This is a genomic window from Pseudomonas sp. Ps21-P2 (assembly GCF_039672565.1).
Taxonomy (GTDB): Bacteria; Pseudomonadota; Gammaproteobacteria; order Pseudomonadales; family Pseudomonadaceae; genus Aquipseudomonas.
Genome location: NZ_JBDFPL010000007.1, coordinates 270,873 through 290,809 on the forward strand (window position 1 = coordinate 270,873; position 19,937 = coordinate 290,809).

Annotated in this window: 25 protein-coding genes; 14 read left to right on the forward strand and 11 right to left on the reverse strand. The window is 59.5% G+C overall.

What is annotated here, in order from left to right; genetic code table 11:
- The 6 genes from ABEH28_RS19105 to ABEH28_RS19130 all read right to left on the reverse strand — a co-directional run bounded on the left by ABEH28_RS19105 (position 1) and on the right by ABEH28_RS19130 (position 3,395).
- Positions 1–240 (reverse strand): BolA family protein, encoded by a 240-nt coding sequence (locus tag ABEH28_RS19105; RefSeq protein ID WP_065992095.1) that lies wholly within the window; start codon positions 238–240, stop codon positions 1–3.
- Positions 241–354: 114 nt separating this feature from the next.
- Positions 355–660, reverse strand: a complete 306-nt coding sequence (locus ABEH28_RS19110; RefSeq protein ID WP_282369005.1) for an STAS domain-containing protein — start codon at positions 658–660, stop codon at positions 355–357.
- Positions 657–1,310 carry an ABC transporter substrate-binding protein gene (locus ABEH28_RS19115; protein WP_282369007.1) on the reverse strand — a complete coding sequence of 218 codons (654 nt, stop codon included), beginning with the start codon at positions 1,308–1,310 and terminating at the stop codon, positions 657–659. Before ABEH28_RS19115 ends, ABEH28_RS19110 begins: the two co-directional genes overlap by 4 nt.
- 11 nt (positions 1,311–1,321) lie before the next feature.
- Positions 1,322–1,789: an outer membrane lipid asymmetry maintenance protein MlaD gene (gene mlaD, locus ABEH28_RS19120; RefSeq protein WP_192171783.1), complete on the reverse strand. Its 468-nt coding sequence runs from the start codon at positions 1,787–1,789 to the stop codon at positions 1,322–1,324.
- Positions 1,789–2,586 (reverse strand): lipid asymmetry maintenance ABC transporter permease subunit MlaE, encoded by a 798-nt coding sequence (gene mlaE / locus ABEH28_RS19125; protein WP_192171784.1) that lies wholly within the window; start codon positions 2,584–2,586, stop codon positions 1,789–1,791. The genes mlaD and mlaE overlap by 1 nt, the downstream gene beginning before the upstream one ends.
- Positions 2,586–3,395, reverse strand: a complete 810-nt coding sequence (locus ABEH28_RS19130) for an ATP-binding cassette domain-containing protein (RefSeq protein WP_122535907.1) — start codon at positions 3,393–3,395, stop codon at positions 2,586–2,588. The genes mlaE and ABEH28_RS19130 overlap by 1 nt, the downstream gene beginning before the upstream one ends.
- Positions 3,396–3,703: 308 nt before the next feature.
- On the opposite strand from ABEH28_RS19130, the gene ABEH28_RS19135 reads away from it, so the two are divergent.
- The 11 genes from ABEH28_RS19135 (at position 3,704) to ABEH28_RS19185 (ending at position 12,316) form a co-directional block, all read left to right on the forward strand.
- Positions 3,704–4,678 carry a KpsF/GutQ family sugar-phosphate isomerase gene (locus tag ABEH28_RS19135; RefSeq protein ID WP_282369013.1) on the forward strand — a complete coding sequence of 325 codons (975 nt, stop codon included), beginning with the start codon at positions 3,704–3,706 and terminating at the stop codon, positions 4,676–4,678.
- On the forward strand, positions 4,679–5,212 hold the full coding sequence (gene kdsC / locus ABEH28_RS19140) for a 3-deoxy-manno-octulosonate-8-phosphatase KdsC (protein ID WP_346630830.1): 534 nt from the start codon (positions 4,679–4,681) through the stop codon (positions 5,210–5,212).
- Between the two features lie 10 nt (positions 5,213–5,222).
- Entirely contained in the window at positions 5,223–5,795 is a 573-nt protein-coding gene (lptC, locus tag ABEH28_RS19145) for an LPS export ABC transporter periplasmic protein LptC (protein ID WP_192171786.1), read from the forward strand.
- The gene (gene lptA, locus ABEH28_RS19150) at positions 5,782–6,324 is read left to right on the forward strand and encodes a lipopolysaccharide transport periplasmic protein LptA (protein WP_037014791.1); all 543 of its coding nucleotides are present in this window, start codon (positions 5,782–5,784) and stop codon (positions 6,322–6,324) included. Before lptC ends, lptA begins: the two co-directional genes overlap by 14 nt.
- Positions 6,324–7,049, forward strand: a complete 726-nt coding sequence (gene lptB / locus ABEH28_RS19155; RefSeq protein WP_074884367.1) for an LPS export ABC transporter ATP-binding protein — start codon at positions 6,324–6,326, stop codon at positions 7,047–7,049. The genes lptA and lptB overlap by 1 nt, the downstream gene beginning before the upstream one ends.
- 188 nt (positions 7,050–7,237) lie before the next feature.
- Positions 7,238–8,731: an RNA polymerase factor sigma-54 gene (locus tag ABEH28_RS19160; RefSeq protein WP_192171787.1), complete on the forward strand. Its 1,494-nt coding sequence runs from the start codon at positions 7,238–7,240 to the stop codon at positions 8,729–8,731.
- Between the two features lie 76 nt (positions 8,732–8,807).
- Positions 8,808–9,116, forward strand: a complete 309-nt coding sequence (gene raiA, locus ABEH28_RS19165) for a ribosome-associated translation inhibitor RaiA (RefSeq protein WP_037014798.1) — start codon at positions 8,808–8,810, stop codon at positions 9,114–9,116.
- 12 nt (positions 9,117–9,128) lie between these two features.
- A complete protein-coding gene (ptsN, locus tag ABEH28_RS19170; protein WP_346630831.1) occupies positions 9,129–9,593 on the forward strand; it encodes a PTS IIA-like nitrogen regulatory protein PtsN in 465 nt (154 codons plus the stop codon).
- A 2-nt stretch (positions 9,594–9,595) separates the two neighbouring features.
- Entirely contained in the window at positions 9,596–10,453 is an 858-nt protein-coding gene (rapZ, locus tag ABEH28_RS19175; RefSeq protein WP_192171789.1) for an RNase adapter RapZ, read from the forward strand.
- Between the two features lie 16 nt (positions 10,454–10,469).
- Complete coding sequence (locus tag ABEH28_RS19180) at positions 10,470–10,742, forward strand: HPr family phosphocarrier protein (protein WP_192171790.1); 273 nt, start codon at positions 10,470–10,472, stop codon at positions 10,740–10,742.
- A gap of 101 nt (positions 10,743–10,843) precedes the next feature.
- Entirely contained in the window at positions 10,844–12,316 is a 1,473-nt protein-coding gene (locus tag ABEH28_RS19185; RefSeq protein ID WP_346630832.1) for a sensor domain-containing diguanylate cyclase, read from the forward strand.
- A gap of 42 nt (positions 12,317–12,358) precedes the next feature.
- Here ABEH28_RS19185 and ABEH28_RS19190 read toward each other — a convergent pair whose 3' ends face one another.
- Entirely contained in the window at positions 12,359–12,832 is a 474-nt protein-coding gene (locus ABEH28_RS19190; RefSeq protein WP_192132711.1) for a PA2169 family four-helix-bundle protein, read from the reverse strand.
- Between the two features lie 232 nt (positions 12,833–13,064).
- Here ABEH28_RS19190 and ABEH28_RS19195 point away from each other — a divergent pair, with 232 nt between their 5' ends.
- Both ABEH28_RS19195 and ABEH28_RS19200 read left to right on the forward strand, forming a co-directional pair.
- Positions 13,065–13,328: a DUF3820 family protein gene (locus tag ABEH28_RS19195; RefSeq protein ID WP_192171792.1), complete on the forward strand. Its 264-nt coding sequence runs from the start codon at positions 13,065–13,067 to the stop codon at positions 13,326–13,328.
- A 28-nt stretch (positions 13,329–13,356) separates the two neighbouring features.
- The gene (locus ABEH28_RS19200; protein ID WP_346630833.1) at positions 13,357–14,562 is read left to right on the forward strand and encodes an aminotransferase class V-fold PLP-dependent enzyme; all 1,206 of its coding nucleotides are present in this window, start codon (positions 13,357–13,359) and stop codon (positions 14,560–14,562) included.
- A gap of 348 nt (positions 14,563–14,910) precedes the next feature.
- Here the strand turns inward: ABEH28_RS19200 and ABEH28_RS19205 are convergent, their stop codons facing one another.
- Genes ABEH28_RS19205 through zwf form a run of 3 tightly spaced genes read right to left on the reverse strand, consistent with a single transcriptional unit; the run spans position 14,911 to position 17,778 of the window.
- Positions 14,911–15,585, reverse strand: coding sequence for a bifunctional 4-hydroxy-2-oxoglutarate aldolase/2-dehydro-3-deoxy-phosphogluconate aldolase (locus ABEH28_RS19205; protein ID WP_122535897.1), 675 nt, complete (start codon positions 15,583–15,585; stop codon positions 14,911–14,913).
- A 17-nt stretch (positions 15,586–15,602) separates the two neighbouring features.
- Positions 15,603–16,322: a 6-phosphogluconolactonase gene (gene pgl, locus ABEH28_RS19210; RefSeq protein ID WP_192171794.1), complete on the reverse strand. Its 720-nt coding sequence runs from the start codon at positions 16,320–16,322 to the stop codon at positions 15,603–15,605.
- A complete protein-coding gene (zwf, locus tag ABEH28_RS19215) occupies positions 16,309–17,778 on the reverse strand; it encodes a glucose-6-phosphate dehydrogenase (protein ID WP_122535895.1) in 1,470 nt (489 codons plus the stop codon). Before zwf ends, pgl begins: the two co-directional genes overlap by 14 nt.
- A 231-nt stretch (positions 17,779–18,009) precedes the next feature.
- On the opposite strand from zwf, the gene ABEH28_RS19220 reads away from it, so the two are divergent.
- Positions 18,010–18,879 (forward strand): MurR/RpiR family transcriptional regulator, encoded by an 870-nt coding sequence (locus tag ABEH28_RS19220; RefSeq protein ID WP_065992054.1) that lies wholly within the window; start codon positions 18,010–18,012, stop codon positions 18,877–18,879.
- A gap of 39 nt (positions 18,880–18,918) precedes the next feature.
- Here ABEH28_RS19220 and ABEH28_RS19225 read toward each other — a convergent pair whose 3' ends face one another.
- Positions 18,919–19,794, reverse strand: a complete 876-nt coding sequence (locus tag ABEH28_RS19225; protein ID WP_346630834.1) for a D-hexose-6-phosphate mutarotase — start codon at positions 19,792–19,794, stop codon at positions 18,919–18,921.
- Between the last annotated feature and the right edge of the window lie 143 nt (positions 19,795–19,937).

Consider the following 19,937-nt stretch of genomic DNA (forward strand, 5'->3'; position numbering starts at 1 on the left):
TCAGGTGCGCTCGGCCCACGCAGCGCGGCTGAAAAATTTCATGGTGACCGCGTGGATGCTGCCATCGGCGATCCATGGGTTCAAATGCGTGTAAATCTGCTGCTGGCGCTTGACCGGGCTCAGTGCGGCCAGTTCGTCGCTGATCACGTTCAGCTGGAAATTACAGCCTTCGCCTTCAACTTCGACCTGGATATCTGGCAACTTAGCTTCCAGGAAGCTTTTAACTTCTACGGCCTGCATGCTTAACCTCAATCGGCGCCCTACGCGCGCGGGTCGGCCATCATACAAAAAAGCCCTCTCGTTGCGAACCCTACTTTGCAGGGGCCGGACAAGGGGCTTGATCGATGAAAGCAATTAATGATGCTGCAACAGCTCGGTCAGGCCGGAGACCTGGGCGATTTCCTGCATATCCTCAGGCAACGCGCGGACGGTGACCGACTTGCCTGCGGCCTGCGCATCACGCATGAACGCAAGGAGCAGAGCCAGGCCGACACTGCTGGACTTCTCGACGCCGGAGCAATCGAGCGTCAGGGCTGCAGCGGTATTTGACTTGATCAGCGCCGCGCCCTGCTCACGCAAGGCCGGGCCGGTCCGATAGTCGATCACGCCGGAGAGCATCAGCTCTCCGCCGCCAGCGGCAGTTACGGACGCTTGACTCATTTGACGACCTTGTCGCTGGAGCTTTCCGAGGTCTGCTTGGCTTTGGCGACTTCGCCAGCCCAGCCGTCGATGGTTTTGTCCAGGTTGTTACCGTTGCGCTGCATGGCGTCAGCGAACTGATCGCGGAACAGCTTGCCGATGTTGATGCCGTTGATGATCACGTTACGCACTTTCCACTCACCGCCGATTTTGACGAGGGTGTAGGAAACAGGGTAGACCGCGCCATTGTTGCCCTTGACCGACATGTCGACAGAAGTGCGATCAGCCGCTTCCTGCTTGGCCGGGGAAACGGTGATGCCCTGGTTGTTGTACTCGAGCAGCGCGTTGCCATAGAACTGGATCAGGCTGCGCTTGAAGTTTTCCTGGAAGCGCTGCATCTGCGCCGGGGTGGCGTTGCGCGAATACTTCACGGTCATGATGCTTTTGGAGATGCCGTCAGCGTCGATAACCGGGCCAACGATGCCGTTAAGTGCATCGTAGAAGGCTTGCGGATTGGACTTGTAGGTTTCCTTGTTGGCGGACAGGTCAGCCAGCAACTGCTTGGTGGTGCGATCAACCAGATCGTGAGCGGAATCGGACGCGGCTGCGTTAGCAAACAAAGGCAGGGCGGCCAGTAGCACCAGAAGGCCACGGCGCAGAATCGAGATCATGAAAAAACTCCTCATTTGGCGTCTTTGCCCACTGAATTGAGCAGGAATTTACCGATCAGGTCTTCGAGTACCAACGAGGACTGGGTGTCATGGATGACGCCGCCGTCTTTCAACAGTTGGTCATCGCCACCGACACTGATGCCGATGTATTTTTCACCCAGCAGGCCTGCGGTCAGGATGGAAGCGGTGGAATCCGAAGGCAGGTTGTTGACCCGCTTGTTCACTTCCATCGTCACACGCCCCGTGAAGGTATCGTGATCCAGATCGATTGCAGTGACCTTGCCAATGTTCACACCGGCCATGGTCACTTTCGCTCTGACAGTCAAACCGGCGATATTGTCGAAATTTGCGTAAAGTTTATAAGTGTCGGTGTTGGCGCTAGCGCTCAGACCGCTGACGCGCAGGGCGAGCAGGAGCAAAGCCAGGATCCCGGCCAGCAGAAACAGGCCTACACCGGTTTCGAGGGTGCGGTTTTGCATCAGAAGTCTCCAAACATCAAGGCGGTCATAATAAAGTCCAGGCCCAGTACGGCCAATGAGGCGTAGACCACGGTCTTGGTCGTGGCGCGACTGATCCCTTCGGACGTGGGCTCGCAGTCATAGCCCTGGAACACGGCAATCCAGGTGACGACAAAAGCGAACACGACGCTCTTGATGACACCGTTGAGTACATCATCGGAAAACGAAACGCTGTTCTGCATGTTGGCCCAGAAAGAGCCTTCATAGACGCCCAGCCAGTCGACCGCCACCCATGAACCACCCCAGATGCCGACCACGCTGAAAATCAGCGCCAGCACTGGCAGCGAGATGAAGCCTGCCCACAGACGCGGTGCAACGATGTACTTGAGCGGGTCAACACCAATCATTTCGAGACTGGACAGCTGCTCGGTGGATTTCATGTTGCCGATTTCAGCGGTAAGCGCAGAGCCTGCACGACCGGCGAACAATAGAGCAGTGACCACCGGACCGAGTTCACGCAGCAACGTCAGGGCAACCATCTGCCCCACAGCCTGCTCGGAGCCGTACTTGGCGAGAATGCTGAAACCTTGCAGCGCCAGCACCATGCCGATGAAAACCCCGGACACGACGATGATGGCCAGGGACATGACGCCCACCGAGTGCAACTGACGAACCAGCAGCTGAAAACCGCCGCCGATTCCGCCGCGCCCAAGCAACGCATGAACCAGAAAAATCCCTGAACGACCCAGCACTGCAACCATATCGATCGTCGAACGCCCCATCAGGCGTACGCGATCCATTAAAGACTTTCTGCGCATCAGCGCTTCCCCAAAAGATCGTCGCGATAATCCGGCGCCGGATAATGGAAAGGCACCGGCCCGTCGGGATCGCCCGTCATGAACTGACGTATACGAGGGTTATCCGACTCCATCAGTTCCTGCGGCGTGCCCTGCCCCAGCACCTGACCGTCACCGACGACATATAAATAGTCGGCGATGCTGGCGGTCTCGGCGAGGTCGTGGGACACCACGATACTGGTGATACCCAGCGCATCATTGAGCAGCCGGATGAGCCGAACCAGCACGCCCATGGCGATAGGGTCCTGCCCCACGAAGGGTTCGTCGTACATGAGGATCTGGGGATCCAGCGCGATGGCGCGCGCCAGTGCAACACGGCGCTTCATGCCACCTGAGAGTTCGTCGGGCATCAGATCGACTGCGCCACGAAGTCCGACCGCCTGCAGTTTCAGCAGGACGATGTCGCGAATCATGTCTTCAGGCAGCTTGGTGTGAACCCGCAGCGGGAACGCCACGTTTTCGAAAACGTCGAGATCGGTGAACAACGCGCCGCTCTGAAAGAGCACGCCCATCTGCTTGCGCGCATCGAAAAGATCGCTGCGCGAGAGTTTCGGCAAATTCTGGCCATTGACCCAGACTTCACCTGCGCTCGGACGCAGTTGTGCTCCCATCAATCGCAGCAGAGTGGTTTTGCCACTGCCCGACGGCCCCATGATGCCGGTGACTTTGCCCCGGGGGATGCGGATGTCCACATTATTGAAGATGCTGCGCGCACCGCGCTTGAAGGAAACGCCCTTCAGCTCGACCGCGTAGGCGTTATCGGCACTCATCTAAACTCCTTGCGATGCAACCTGTCTCTCAGATGCCGCGTTCTTGACGAACGACACACTTTTGGAGGGGCCGAACAAGCGGCGGACTATACCACCGCTGTCGCACGCCGCCCAAGCTCCAACGTGTCGAGTCGCAAACAAAGAAGGGTATTAAGGACGGTGTGGAATTTTCGTACCCACCGCCAGCCTTTATCACGCTGTTGCTGAAGGACGTCTCCGTTCATTAAACAAACAGCAACGATGAAGCGTGAGGCTTTTGAACATTGCCGCTATAATCCCCGGCCTTTCACCATGCGACCCCTTCCGATATGTCCAATGCGCGCAACCTGATTGAATCGGCACAGAGCACCATCCGCCTTGAAATAGAAGCCGTGGAAGGTTTGCTTGCGCATATAGATGCCGATTTCGTCAACGCGTGCGACATGATTCTGGGCAGTCAGGGCCGCGTGGTCGTGGTAGGCATGGGCAAGTCGGGGCATATCGGCAAGAAGATCGCCGCTACGCTGGCCAGCACCGGCACCCCGTCCTTTTTCGTGCACCCCGCCGAGGCCAGCCACGGCGACATGGGTATGATCACCAGCGCCGACATTATTCTGGCCCTGTCCAATTCGGGCACGACGGCCGAAATCGTCACGTTGCTGCCGCTGATCAAGCGGCTGGGCATCAAGATGATCAGCCTCACGGGCAACCCGGAATCAACACTGGCCAAGGCCGCTGACGTCAACCTCAATGCGCGGGTCGAAAAAGAAGCCTGCCCGTTGAATCTGGCGCCCACCTCCTCCACCACGGCGGCGCTGGTCATGGGCGACGCCCTGGCCGTTGCGCTGCTGGACGCCAGAGGCTTCACCGCCGAAGACTTCGCGTTTTCCCATCCAGGCGGTGCACTGGGTCGTCGGCTGCTGCTGAAGGTCGAGCATGTCATGCACACTGGCGCCAACCTGCCGCAGGTTGCGCGCGGCACGCCGCTTCGCGATTCGCTGATGGAAATGACCCGCAAGGGGCTTGGCATGACCGCCATCCTCGAGAGCGACGGCCGCCTTGCCGGTATCTTCACGGACGGCGACCTGCGTCGCACCCTGGATCGCCCGATCGACATACGCCAGGCGACCATCGATGAAGTCATGACCGTCCACGGCAAGACCGTGCGCCCGGAAATGCTCGCGGCCGAAGCCTTGAAAATCATGGAAGACAACAAGATCGGCGCACTCATCGTGGTCGACGAGAACGATCGCCCGGTTGGCGCGTTCAATCTTCAAGACCTGCTCCGCGCAGGAGTCATGTAAATGAGCGCCGATATGAATGACCTGATGCAACGCGGCAAGAACATCAAACTGGCGATCTTCGACGTCGATGGCGTACTCACCGACGGACGCCTGTACTTCCTCGAAGACGGCAGTGAATTCAAGACCTTCAACACCCTCGACGGCCAGGGCATCAAAATGCTCATCAACTCGGGTGTGACGACTGCCATCATCAGCGGACGCAAGACCCCCGTGGTTGAGCGGCGCGCGAAAAACCTCGGCATCGCGCACCTTTATCAGGGCCGCGAAGACAAACTCGTGGTCCTCGACGAGCTTTTGCAGCAACTGAATCTAAGCTACGAGCACGTCGCGTATCTGGGCGACGATTTGCCTGATCTGCCGGTCATTCGCCGGGTGGGCCTGGGCATGGCTGTTGCCAATGCCGCCAGCTTTGTCCGCGAGCATGCCGACGGCATTACCCAGGCACGTGGCGGCGAAGGCGCTGCCCGCGAATTCTGCGAGTTGATCCTGAAGGCTCAGGGCAACCTCGAAGCGGCTCACGCCGCCTACCTATAGAAGTGCATTTATGCTGAGCAAAAAGTTTCGAACGTTTCTGCTGTTCGGTGTGCTGGCACTGCTGCTGGCAGCGGTCGGCTACTGGAACATCAGTCCGGAAAGTTTCCTCGATCAACCCAAGGCTGCCGTGGATGAGAGCGCCGTCGATTACTACGCGACCAACGCCCACAGTATTCAGTACCTGCCCGACGGGACGATGCAGTACGACATGACCGCGGACAAGGTCGAGCACTTGAAAGCCACCGACGTCACCCTGATGACCACGCCGGTGCTGCAGATGTATCGAGGTTCTACCTTCCCGTGGCACGTACAGAGCGTTCGCGCCGAAGTGTCGCCGGGGGGCGATCACGTCGAGCTGATCGACTCGGTGCGCATCAACCGCACCGACGAAAAAGACCGCACCACCATCATCACCAGCAGCCGCATGACTGTATTCCCGCAGAAGCAATATGCGGAGACTGCCCAACCCGTTAGAATCGACGGCCTTGGCGGTGTAACGACCGGCACGGGTATGAAAGCGTATCTGAAAGAAAGCAGGATGAACCTGCTATCCAACGTAAGAGGACAGTATGAGGCTCGTTAAAACCCTTCCTTTTTTGCTCGGCCTGGGCGCAGCACTGGGAAGCGCGAGCGCCTGGTCTCTGCCGACGGATCGCGATCAACCCATCCACATCCAGTCGGATGACGCGCAGCTGGACGACAAGCAAGGCATCGCCACCTACAAAGGCAATGTCATCATCACCCAGGGCACGATGAAGATCACCGGCAACACCGTGACCATCACCCGTACACCGCAGGGCGACGTGGACGTGTTCACGTCCGTGGGCAACCTGGCCTACTACGAGCAGAAGCCATCGGTGGACAAGCCGATCGTTCAGGCCTGGGGCGTCACTATCCAGTACTTCGCGGCCCAGAACCGCATCGTGCTGATCGACAAGGCCAAAGTGGTCAACGACGGCAACACGTCCGAAGGCGAGAAAATCGTCTATGACACCGTCAAGCAGGTCGTGAACGCCGGTCGTGCCAATGGCACCAAGGTCACCGCACCACGCCCTCGTATCGACATGGTCATCCAGCCGAAAAAGAAAACCGACCAGCAGAAGGCCCAGTAATGGCGACGCTGAAAGCCCAGCACCTGGCCAAGGCCTATAAAAGCCGCCAGGTCGTACGTGACGTCAGCCTGTCCATCGAGAGCGGCCAGATCGTCGGCCTGCTTGGCCCCAACGGCGCCGGCAAGACCACCTGTTTCTACATGATCGTCGGCCTGGTTCAAGCGGATCAGGGTCGCGTCCTGATCGACGACCAGGACGTCAGCCATCAGCCGATGCACGGCCGTGCACGCGCCGGTATTGGCTACCTGCCACAAGAAGCGTCGATCTTCCGCAAGCTCTCCGTCTCGGACAACATCATGGCGATCCTGGAGACCCGCAAGGAGCTCGATCGCGCTGCCCGCCGCAAGGAGCTGGAAAGCCTGCTGCAGGAATTCCACATCACCCACATTCGCGACAACCTGGGCATGAGCCTGTCGGGCGGTGAACGTCGCCGTGTGGAAATCGCACGCGCCCTCGCCACTTCGCCGAAATTCATTCTCCTCGACGAACCCTTCGCCGGTGTTGACCCTATTTCCGTAGGCGACATCAAGCAGATCATTCACCACCTCAAGGCCAAAGGGATCGGCGTGCTGATCACCGACCACAACGTGCGTGAGACGCTGGATATCTGCGAAACCGCTTACATCGTCAACGATGGACAGCTGATTGCCGAAGGCGACGCCGAATCCATCCTGGCCAACCAGTTGGTCAAGGAAGTGTATCTGGGTCACGAGTTCCGCCTGTAACCGCATTGATGACATGAGGTTGTGCGGTTCCCGCAATGTGCGCCATCGCCAACCTCGTTTTTTAATTGTCATCACACTCTAGGCAAACCCTCCAGCTTCAGGCATATAATTTGCTTAAGTTGGCGCCCTCGGCGCCCTGCTAGTAAATGGCGCGCAGTGCGCCGGCGAATAAGGTGTTAAGCCCTGCCATGAAACCTTCGCTAGTCTTGAGAATGGGCCAGCAGCTGACGATGACACCTCAGCTGCAACAGGCAATCCGATTGCTTCAGTTGTCGACGCTGGATCTCCAACAGGAGATTCAGGAAGCGCTGGAGTCGAACCCGATGCTGGAACGGCAGGAGGAAGGCGACGATTTCGACAACGCCGACCCCTTGGCGGATAACGTAGAGCAAAAGCCCAACGCTGATGTTCAGGAACCCACCTACCAGGAATCGGCGCCTACCGTCGACAATCTGGAGGACGGCGACTGGAACGAGCGCATTCCCAACGAGCTGCCCGTCGACACCGCGTGGGAAGACGTCTATCAGACCAGTGCCAGCAGCCTGCCCAGCAACGACGATGACGAGTGGGATTTCACCACCCGCACCTCCGTTGGCGAGAGCCTGCAAAGCCACCTGCTGTGGCAACTCAACCTGGCGCCAATGTCGGACACCGATCGCCTGATCGCCGTGACGCTGATCGACTGCATCAACAATCAGGGCTACCTCGACGAAACACTCGAAGAAATGCTCGACGCCTTCGACCCTGAGCTCGATATCGAGCTGGACGAAATCGAAGCCGTTCTGCACCGCATTCAGCAGTTCGAGCCTGCCGGCATCGGCGCTCGCAACCTGAGTGAATGCCTGCTGCTGCAGCTTCGCCAGCTGCCCGCCAAAACCAAGTGGCTGGCGGAAGCGCAGAAGCTGGTCAGTGACTACATCGATCTGCTCGGCAGCCGCGACTACGCGCAACTGATGCGCCGCATGAAGCTCAAGGAAGACGACCTGCGTCAGGTCATCGAACTGGTCCAGAGCCTCAATCCGCGCCCCGGCTCGCAGATCGAGTCCAGCGAAGCCGAATACGTCGTGCCTGACGTCATCGTGCGCAAGGACAACGAGCGCTGGCTGGTGGAGCTGAACCAGGAATCCGTGCCGCGCCTGCGGGTCAATCCGCAGTACGCCGGTTTTGTGCGTCGCGCCGATACCAGTGCCGACAACACATTCATGCGCAATCAGCTGCAGGAAGCTCGCTGGTTCATCAAGAGCCTGCAGAGCCGCAACGAGACGCTGATGAAGGTGGCCACGCAAATCGTCGAACACCAGCGAGGCTTCCTCGAGTACGGTGACGAAGCCATGAAGCCCCTCGTTCTGCATGACATCGCTGAAGCGGTCGGCATGCACGAATCGACGATCTCCCGGGTGACCACGCAGAAGTTCATGCACACCCCGCGCGGGATCTACGAACTCAAATATTTCTTTTCCAGCCACGTCAGCACCTCCGAAGGCGGCGAATGCTCGTCCACGGCGATTCGCGCGATCATCAAAAAACTGGTCGCTGCGGAAAATCAGAAAAAGCCGTTGAGTGACAGCAAGATCGCTGGTTTACTGGAAGCACAAGGCATTCAAGTGGCCCGTCGCACAGTCGCCAAGTACCGCGAATCCCTTGGGATCTCGCCGTCCAGCGAACGCAAGCGACTGATGTAAAGGTCACACGTCAAAGCGTTCCAGTGGCAGGCATTACGCCTGCCTCTTAATGCACTGGCAACGAAGGAGAAGCTGTATGCAAGTCAACATCAGTGGACACCAGCTGGAAGTGACTGAACCTCTGCGTACCTACATCGGCGAGAAACTCGCCCGATTGGAACGCCACTTTGACAAGATCACGAATGTGCAGGTCACCATGGAGGTCGAGAAGCTCAAGCAGAAAATCGAAGCCACCTTGCACGTTCCTGGCGCTGAAGTGGTTGCCAACGCCGAACACGACGACATGTACGCAGCCATTGACCTGCTTGCCGACAAGCTTGACCGCCAACTCAAAAAACATAAGGAAAAACAGCAAAGTCTGCTGCAAGGCGCGACTGCTCGCTGACACTCCCCACCCATGATCCGACTTGAAAATATCCTGACCCCTGGCCGTTCACTCGTGAACGTGCCAGGCGGCAGCAAAAAAGCCGTACTCCAACACATCGCCAGCATGATCGGGAAGCAAGTGCCTGATCTGGATGAGCAGGTCGTGTTTGAGAGCCTGATTGCCCGTGAAAAGCTCGGCTCCACCGGATTCGGTAATGGCATCGCCATTCCTCACTGCCGCCTGAAGGGCTGCTCAACGCCTGTCAGCGCCGTACTGCATCTCGAGAAACCCATCGATTTCGACGCCATCGACGGCGCACCGGTTGACCTGCTGTTTGTGCTGCTGGTCCCGGAAGCGGCCACCGATGCTCACCTTGAATTGCTGCGCCAGATCGCCAGCATGCTCGACCGTGATGATGTGCGTAAGCGCCTGCGCGGTGCCAAAACCGACGAAGAGCTCTACAGCGTCGTGCTCGACGTCCAGAACGGTCACTGATCATGCGGATGATCATCGTCAGCGGCCGCTCCGGCTCCGGCAAGAGCACGGCCCTCGATGTCCTTGAAGACAGCGGTTTCTACTGCGTCGACAATCTGCCCGCCGGCCTGCTTCCAGAGCTGGCGGAGCGCGCGCTGATCAACACCGAACTGGCTGAGCCCCTGCTGGCGGTCTCGATCGACGCGCGCAATCTGCCCAGTCACCTGACGCGATTCCCGCGCATGCTCGCCGAAGTTCGGGCCCGGCACATCCAGTGCGACGTGCTGTTTCTCGACGCCGATGAAGCCACCCTGCTCAAGCGTTTTTCCGAGACCCGCCGTCGTCACCCGCTGAGCACGGCAACCCGCTCGCTGGCCGAAGCGATTCGGGACGAAAAAACCCTGCTCGGTCCGATCATCGACCTGGCTGATCTGACGGTCGACACCACGCACCTGAATCTCTACCAGCTGCGCGACATTCTCAAACTGCGCCTGCTGAACAAACCCGAACCGGGCACTGCCTTCCTCATCGAATCCTTCGGCTTCAAGCGCGGCATGCCCGTGGACGCCGATCTGGTGTTCGACGTGCGCTGCCTGCCGAACCCGTACTGGAAGCCCGAGCTGCGCGAGCAGTCCGGCCTCGACAAGCCGGTTGCCGATTACCTCGCGGCTCAACCGGACGTGGAAGAAATGTTCCAGGACATCTTTTCGTACCTCAATAAGTGGTTGCCGCGCTTCGCCGCCAGCAACCGCGCCTACGTTACTATTGCCATTGGCTGCACCGGCGGACACCACCGCTCCGTCTACCTGACCGAACGTCTGGGTCAGGTGCTGCAGCAATCGCTCAAGAATGTTCAGGTCCGCCACCGCGACCTAAGCTGAAAGGACCTCCATCGCGATGCCCGCTCTAGAAATCACCATCATCAACAAGCTGGGTCTGCACGCCCGGGCCGCCGCCAAATTCGTGGGCGTCGCCGGCAAGTACCCTTGCCAGATCAGGGTAGGTCGCACGCAGGAGACCATGGTCGACGGCAAAAGCATCATGGCCGTCATGATGCTCGCGGCCGGCAAGGGCACCCTGATTCACTTGGCCACCGAAGGTGAAGAAGCCGATGCCGCGCTGGCAGGACTGGTCGAACTGATCAATAACAAGTTCGACGAAGGCGAATAAGCCTTACCGCTGCCCGACGCGTCCATTACCGTCAGAGATGAGCGATGCCACTGACAGCCATGCCTCCATTAGCGCGAGGGGTCAGATCAAGGTCCGAGAAGATGCTGATGCTGGGGAGCACCCTGGCGGTGGCAGCCATCTTAGCCATCGTGACTTCGTTGCTGTTTCGGGAGCTGGGCACGGCCAACGAAGCCGCCGTGCGCTCCGCAAACAACGTGGTGCAGTTGATCGACGCAGATGTGCAACGTAACGCCGAGCTGTACGACACCTCACTTCAGGGCCTGATCACTGCATGGCGACGACCCGACGTGATGACGATCTCGCCGGAGTTACGGCAACTGGTGCTCTTCGACCGGGCCACGGCGGCGCCCTTTAAGGGCGATGTGGTGCTGCTGGATGAAACCGGGCGCATCGTCGCCGACTCCACCTCGCTGACGCCTCGGCTGGACAACTTTTCCGACCGGCCGGGCTTTCAGAAACACCGGGACAGCGGTTCGCTGGCGCTGGTGGTCGACGGGCCCTTCCTGTCACGCTGGGGCTTCAAGGACCTGTGCATCAGTTTCAGTCGCCGCCTCCCCTCCGACAACGGCCAGTTCGTCGGCATTGCCAGTGCATCAATGCGCCTGTCGTACTTCGATCAACTGTTTCGCACCCTGGACATCGGCCCCACGAGCACCGTCAACCTGCTCAGCGCGGATGGCGTGATGCTGGCCCGGCAACCCGATGACAACAACCGGACCTTCATCGGCCAGAACTTCAGCATGCGGCCCAACTTCAAACGCATTCTCAGAGAGGTAAACGGCAGCTTTGCGGCGGTGTCCGAGCTCGACGGCGCACAGCGGCTTTACACCTTCTCACGGGTTGGAGATTTGCCGTTGATCGTCGTGGTCGCTCAATCGCGGGACGATGTCTACGCCTTGTGGAAACGCAACGCGTTGCTGGTGGCGGGCGCCACCGGTTTGCTGTGCATCGGGATTCTCTGGCTGTCGTGGCTATTGGGCCGCCAGCTGCGCCTGCGCCAGAACGCCGAACGCGAGCTGGCCGCGCTGGCGTCAACGGACGGGCTGACCGGTCTGGCCAATCGGCGCAGGCTGGACCAAGTGCTCAAGCAGGAGTGGGCTCGCGGGATGCGTTCGGGAAGGCCCTTGGCGTTGCTGATGATCGACGTGGACCACTTCAAGGCGTTCAATGACCGGCACGGGCATCATGGCGGCGACGTCGCCTTGCGCAGCGTTGCCCAGACACTGGCCGCCAGTATCCGCAGGCCCGGTGACCTGGCCGCGCGTTACGGCGGTGAGGAATTCATGGTGGTGCTTCCGGAAACCGACAAGGCAGGTGCCTGTGTCATTGCAGACAAGCTGCGCCTGGCGATTGAAGCGCTGCCGCCGTTCGCTGACGACACAGCGCCCATCACTGTCAGCATCGGTGTCGCCACGCATCTGCCGGTAAACCATGACGTGCCCGAGCTGCTGTTTCAGGCCGCGGACCGGGCCCTGTACCGCGCCAAGAAAAATGGCAGGAATTGCGTGGAATTCGAACCTTATGTCGCGCCCTCCACCGAACTGCAGGCATAAAAAAACGCCAGACTGGCTGGCGTTTTTTCGAGCGGCTACAAATTACTTGTTGGCAGCACGAACGGTATCACGCAGGGCTTTGACCTTGTCGTGGTTCGCTTGCACGCCCTGCAGCTGACGCTGGATCAGGGTAGTGACGTTGACTGGGAGGTTCTTCTCAGTCGCTTCCTGTGCGGCCTTTTTGTAAGCCTTCAGCGCGTGATCTTCACCGCTTTCGACTTCATTCAGGACTGCTTCGTCGTTCTTGCCACTCAAAGCGCTTTTCAGGTTGACCCAAAGACGGTGTGCGCCGCCAGCAATGCTGGAGGAGTCTTCTGGATCGCCGCCCAGTGCACGCACTTCAGCTTGCAGCTCGGCAACGGAAGTCTTGCAGCCAGAAGAACGGGAAAGCAGGTAAGCCTTGATTTCCGGGTTCTTGGCGTCTTCAGCAGCAGTGTGAAAACCTTTCTCACCGTCAATGCTGGTTTCGATCAAGTCATTCAGAATAGAGATGGCTTCTTTGTTGATATCCGACATTTTGCGGTTCCTTTCTGGCAGGTTTATCAAAGGTCTTGTTAACGAAACACTCGATAGAGGGGATATTGCACTGTGCATGCCAGCTTTAGCTGATAAATAAAGTCTATATTTTTCAATGACTTAACAATATCAAGCGACAGTTGCGCCGCGCTTTATGCATGATCTGTGTGTTTGAGCAATTGCAGAATGCACGTATCGTTCAAGTTCACTCGAACGGATAAACGGTTATTGGATGAATCCAGAGAAATTGAAGTTGTTAGTCACACGCGAAATGCCGTTCGGTAAGTATCAGGGAAGGTTGCTGGCAGACTTGCCAGGTGATTACCTGAACTGGTTCGCCCGACAAGGTTTTCCGGCTGGAGAGTTGGGCAGCCTGTTGGCCCTGATGCATGAAATCGATCACAACGGCCTCTCGGCATTGCTGGACCCGCTGCGCACGCGGCCCCGCGAGCCGCTGCGCCAGGGCCCGCCGAAAGCCCCCATACGCTTCAACTAAACGCCCATAGATAAAAGCGAGCCGCTTGATGAACAGCACTGCATACGCAATAACGGAATTGGCGGATGAACAGGCTCGGGACGAAGCGTTCTGGCAGCAGGTTGCGGCGCAGTACGACGTCGAGCCCGGGCCGGTCAATTTCGAATACGGCTATTTCGGCCGTATGACCCGCGCAGCACTCAAGGATTACGAGCAGAACCTCGCTTACGTCAATCGCAGCAACTCGGTCTACGTGCGGCAGAAGTTCGATACCGAGGACAGCGAGACCATTCGCGCTGACTTGGCCGATCTGCTGAACGTGCCGGCCCGCGAAGTGGCCATCACCCGCTCCGCGTCCGAGTCGGTGCAAGCGCTGATTCGCAACTACAACGGCCTCGTGGCAGGTGACCAGGTGTTGGTCAGCGACCTGGATTACAACAGCGTGCAGACCGGCATGCGTTGGCTGGCGAAGAATCGCGGCGTGGAGGTCATTGAGGTCACTCACCAACACCCCGCCAGCCATGACGGGCTGCTGCAGACTTACCGCGACGCCTTTGCCGCACATCCGCGGCTCAAGCTGGTGGCGCTGACCTACGTCACTCATCGCACGGGTCTGGTAATGCCGGTGAAAGCGATCGCCGAGCTGGCCAAGGCCCACGGCATCGAAGTCATTCTGGATGGCGCCCACGCGCTAGGCCTGCTGGATTTCGAACTGGCTGACCTTGGCGTGTCGTTCGCCGGATTCAACCTGCAGAAATGGATTGGCGCGCCGCTGAGCCTGGGCTTCATTTATGTGAAGCAGGAACGCCTGAGCGCCATCGACCCCGACATGGCAGACGAGCGCTACAGTGAGGACGATATCCTCGGTCGCGTACCTTACGGGACGCCGAACATTCCGGCCTTGATGACCCTGCCCAAAGTCTTCGCCGACCATCGCGCCATGGGCGGCGCACCCGCCAAAGGCGCACGTTTGGCCTATCTGCGAGACCTGTGGGTCACTCAGGCGCGGACCATCGAAGGCATCGACGTGCTGACGCCGGACGACCCTCGGCTCTATTGCGGCATCACGTCATTCCGCTTCAGCCGTCACGCGGATCAGGAACTCATGGTCAAGCGCCTGCTGGATGAGCACGGCATTTTTGCGGTCACGCGGGAAGGCTCGGCCTGCGGGACGTGCATCCGCATTACACCGGGATTCACCACATCGGCAAGGGATGTCGAGCAGTTGGTGGCAGCACTTCGTGCGCTGGCGTAGGGTCTGCTCCCGAGTGGCCGCGCCGGGATCAAAGCCTTCGGTGAGCCCGTAGAAAAAAAGACGGCGCCTTCATGACGAAGGCGCCGTAAATCCATCGAGAAACGAACTACAAAGGAGCGGCAAGGATAAGCGCTCCTGCCGCTGCCTGTGCGGTACATATCTATTGCGTATGAAAAGCGCAAAAAAAAACGGCGTTCCCGACCAAGGAACACCGTAAAAAAGCCATGCAACAACGACTTCTGCAGCAACGCCCCGACAGGGCGCCATAAACGGATCATGCTCAGCAGTTAACCAGCCTCCACTTGAACGGAAGCTGTCGAAAGCGGAGCCTGACCGGCAAATTCAGACTCAGTCGAACAACGCGATGGCTTCGGCCGTGGCGTCGGTAATCCGCTGCCAGTCGCCGTTTTTCACCCACGCGTTATCGATCATCCAGGTGCCGCCGACGCACATCACGTTAGGCAGCGCCATGTAGCTTTTCAGGTTGGCCGCACTGACGCCGCCGGTTGGGCAGAAGCGCACTTCCGGGAATGGACCGCCCAGCGCCTTGATCGCACCAACCCCGCCACTGATTTCCGCCGGGAACAGCTTGAAGCGGCGATAACCCAGCGCGTAACCGATCATGATTTCCGAAGCGCTGCTGATGCCTGGCAGCAGCGGCAATTCGCTCAGCGCGGCGGCTTCCAGCAGATCCTGCGTGCTGCCGGGGGTGACGATGAACTGTGAACCCGCCTCCTCGGCCGCCTTGAGCATGTGGCGGTCGAGAATGGTGCCGGCGCCGACGCTCAGCTCAGGACGCGCATCACGCAGCATGCGAATGGCTTTGAGCCCGAACTCGGAACGCAGGGTTATTTCCAGCGCATTCAGGCCACCAGCGGCCAGGGCATCGGCCAGCGGCAGGACATCCTGTTCGCGGGCAATGGTAATGACCGGCAGAATCTTCGCTTTCGCGCAGAGTGCGTCGATCTGGGCAATCTTGCTCGCCATGCTATTCAACGGCTGTTTCACTTGGGTATTTTCCATGGCGGCTGATCCTTTGCTTATGGGCACCAGTAGATCTCTAGAGACGGGTTGAGGAACGCGCGCACTGGCATTTCGGCGAGGTCATCGCCTGCCAGTGCAGCGCGCAATGTGTCGAGTTTGGCCTGACCGGAGACGGACAGGATGGTGGTCGCTGCCGACGCCAGGACCGGACGCGTCAGGGTCAGGCGCTGATGGGGGACGGTCGGTGCGAGCATGGGCAGGCAACGACGGTCGCTGTTGAGGTCCAGCGCTTCTTTCAGATGCGGGCTGTTGGGGAACAGCGACGCGGTATGCCCGTCATCGCCCATGCCCAGAATCAGCACGTCAATCTTAGGCAGCGCCTTGAGCGCCTCGTCAGTCGCCGCTGCAGCTTCATCCACCGTCGTGGTCGGACGATAGAGGCTGAAGAATTCCGCTTCCGCCGCTGGCCCCTGAAGCAGGAAACGCTTGAGCAGGCCTTCGTTGCTGTCGGCGTGCTCGACGGGCACCCAGCGCTCGTCGGCCAGACTCACGCAGACTTTCGACCACTCGAGGGGCTTCTGTGCCAGCGCCTTGAAAAACGCCACCGGGCTTTTGCCGCCGGACACCACCAACGTGGCCGTGCCGTGCGGGTTGCTGGAAATCGCAGCCGTCAAACGCTCGGCCACGTGATCGGCCAGCGCGTTCGCCAGGACTTCGGGGTTATCGAATTCGTGGGCCTTCAGGCCCGCCGGAAATTCAAGTTCACATATCGCCATACCAGGACCTCCCGTCACGCGTAATCAAAGCAATGGAGCTCATCGGCCCCCAGGAACCAGCGGGGTAAGGCTTGGGCGCATCGCCCGCCTTTTTCCAGCCAGCGATCAACTGGTCGCACCATTGCCAGGCGTATTCGATTTCGTCTTTGCGGACAAACAGGTTCTGATTGCCCCGCATGACTTCCAGCAACAACCGCTCGTAGGCGTCCGGCACACGGGCGCTGCGATAGGCATCGGAGAAGCTCAGTTGCAGAGGGTTGCTGCGCAGCTGCATGCCCTTGTCCAGACCCTGATCCTTGGTCATCACTTGCAGCGAGATGCCTTCATCGGGCTGCAGGCGGATGATCAGGCGGTTGCTGATCTGCAAGCGCTGCTCAGGGGCAAAGATGTAATGCGGCGGCTCTTTGAAGTGGATCACGATCTGCGACAGCTTCTGCGGCATGCGCTTGCCGGTACGCAGATAGAACGGCACGCCCGACCAGCGCCAGTTACGGATATCGGCACGAATGGCGACGAAGGTTTCCGTGTCGCTCTGGGTGTTGGAGTTTTCTTCCTCCAGATAACCCGGCACCGGCTTGCCCTCGCTATAGCCGGCGATGTACTGACCGCGCACCACTTGGGTAGCCAGACGCTCCGGGGTGAACGGCGCCAGTGCCTTGAGCACTTTCACCTTCTCGTCACGGATACTGTCGGCGGACAGGTCGCTGGGCGGGTCCATCGCGATCAGGCACAGCAGCTGCAACAGGTGGTTCTGGATCATGTCACGCAGCTGACCGGCCTGGTCGAAATAGCCCCAGCGCCCTTCGATGCCGACCTTCTCCGCCACGGTGATTTCCACGTGGGAGATGTGGTTCTGGTTCCACTGTGTCTCGAACAGGCTGTTGGCAAACCGCAGGGCAATGAGGTTTTGCACCGTGTCCTTGCCCAGATAGTGGTCGATCCGGTAGATGCGGGTTTCAGGCAGGAACTTGGCGACGGCATCGTTGACGCGACGGGACGACGCGAGGTCATGTCCGATGGGTTTTTCCAGCACGGCGCGGGTGCGATCGGTCAAGCCGACCAGCGCGAGGTTTTCGCAGATGGCGCCATAGACCGACGCCGGGGTCGCGAAGTAGGCAATCATGGTCGGCGCGTCGCCCACGGCTTCGGCAAGCGCGACGTAGTCCTCGCCCTTGAGGAAGTCCACATGCAGGTAACTCAGGCGGGCCTGAAAACGCTCCACGTGTTCGGTCTCAAGCTGCGCCTCGGGGACGAAGCGGCGCAGGCTTTTATCAATGTAGGCCAGGTGCTCCTCAGGAGTCCCCGGCTCACGGGCCAACGCAATAATTCGGGTCTCGGCATGCAGCAGTCCAGCTCGATCAAGCTGGTACAACGCAGGAAACAGTTTGCGTACCGCCAGGTCACCCAAGGCGCCAAACAACGCAAAAGTGCACGGTTCAACCGTAATCGAGAGCATAATGTTGGTTCTTTTATCAAGTTAAGCTACAAATACCTTTTTTAAAGGCGTTACTCAAGGCCGAATGTAGTAATAACCACAACATTCCCACCTTAACCACATTAGAGTGGTGATCACCACAGGCCCTCAGTACGATAGGCCACCTTTGCGACAGGCTAAAGGCCGAAATTCCCCCACTGCAAATAAAGGCCTGTCGACCGGCCTGTCGCCGTTTCATCAGAAGGACAAACAATGGACCGCGTACGCAATCTTCTGGAGCAGATCCAGAGTCGTCTGGAAGAGCTGAACAAGGCCGAGCGCAAGGTCGCCGAGGCGATTCTGAGCAATCCGCAGCAGGCCACCCGGTTCAGCATCGCTGCGCTGGCGCAGGCCGCGAAGGTCAGTGAACCGACGGTCAACCGTTTCTGCCGCTCGTTCGATGTCAGCGGCTATCCCGAGCTGAAGCTGCAACTGGCCCAGAGCCTGGCCAGCGGCGCCGCCTACGTCAGCCGCGCCGTGGAAGCCGATGACAACCCGGAAGCCTACACCCGCAAGATCTTCGGCAGCGCCATCGCGTCCCTCGACAGCGTGTGCCAGGTGCTTGACCCCAACCTGATCAGCAAAGCGGTCGACCTGCTGATTCAGGCGCGGCAGATTCACTTCTTCGGCCTCGGGGCTTCGGCGCCGGTGGCACTGGACGCGCAGCATAAATTCTTCCGCTTCAATCTCGCCGTCACGGCCCACGCCGACGTGCTGGTGCAGCGCATGCTGGCCTCGGTGGCGCACACCGGCGAGCTGTTTGTGATCATTTCCTACACCGGGCGCACCCGCGAGCTGGTGGAAGTGGCGCGCATCGCCCGTGAAAATGGCGCGTCGGTGCTGGGCCTGACCGCTGCCGACTCGCCGCTGGCGAAGGCCAGCACGTTGAGCCTGAACATTCCGCTGCCGGAAGACACCGACATCTATATGCCCATGACGTCCAGGATCGTCCAGCTGACAGTGCTGGATGTGCTGGCGACCGGCATGACCCTGCGTCGGGGCGTCGACTTCCAGCCGCACCTGCGCAAGATCAAGGAAAGCCTGAACGCGAGCCGGTACCCGGCGGACGATGAGCTGAATTAAGGGAACGCCTCTTTGGCAGGCGACCCCCCATTCCCACACTCAGTGAGCCAGGCTTGCCTGCAGGCTTAAGCTGGCGTGCTGCCCGGGCGCCAAGCTCAAGCAATCATCCACACCCGACGCCGCCTCGACGCGCAAGAAACCCATCGCTTCATCGCCGCCCACGCCAAGCAAGGGTCGGCTGCCGGGGTGCCAGACAACGGTGCTGTCGCTGTCGCCGGTGTCGATGCTCAACCGCCGCTGCCAGGCGTCGTCTTGTAGTTCCAGCAGCCCCGCATGCTCGAACACCCGCTGACAACTGCCGTGAACCCGAAGCTCGCCCCGCTGCTCGCAAGCGCTGCGGCTGAGTTCGTCGTAACCTTGCGCACCGTCGAGCCCCTGCAACGCGACGTCCGCCACATCACTGATGCGCCAGTAGGCGTGCAAGCCATGGCCGAAGTGACAGGGCTCGCTGTCGTCGTGACGCGTCTCAAGGCGCAGGTCCATTGAATGCCCGAGCTCGGCATAAAGATCGGCCTGCCAGTCCCACAGCTTGAGTTGCCAGCGCAATGTGACGCCCGCCTCATGCTCATGGCTTTCGACCAGTTTCCAGTCGAGGAGTCGGCCCCAGCCATTGGCCGGCCAACCACTCTCCCCCGGATGACGTCCGACCCAGGGCCAACTGACCGGCACGCCACCGCGGATCGCGCCGACCAGAGGCCAGTGGGCGGCACACCACAGCCAGGGCTTCTGCCCGGCGGGTTCAAAATGCAACAGCTGAGCGCCCTGCCGACTGAACACGGCTTGGCACTGCGCATGATTGATCACCAGCACATCACGCTGTTGGTAACGTTCCCACTGAAAGGTCGGTTGCGGTCGCACCGAGGTGAAGAAACGCTGAAGAGGGTGCTCGGTTGAGCCGGGGTCCCTGAAGGGCATCGTTGTCGCACTCCAGATGACGGTCACTCGTCACGCGAGAAAAAATGCCCCGAACGCGGAGCCATTGCTACGGAATAAATAGCGCGAAAAAAAACGGGCAGCTTGGCTGCCCGTAAAGCACACACGACCCTTGATCGTTTGTG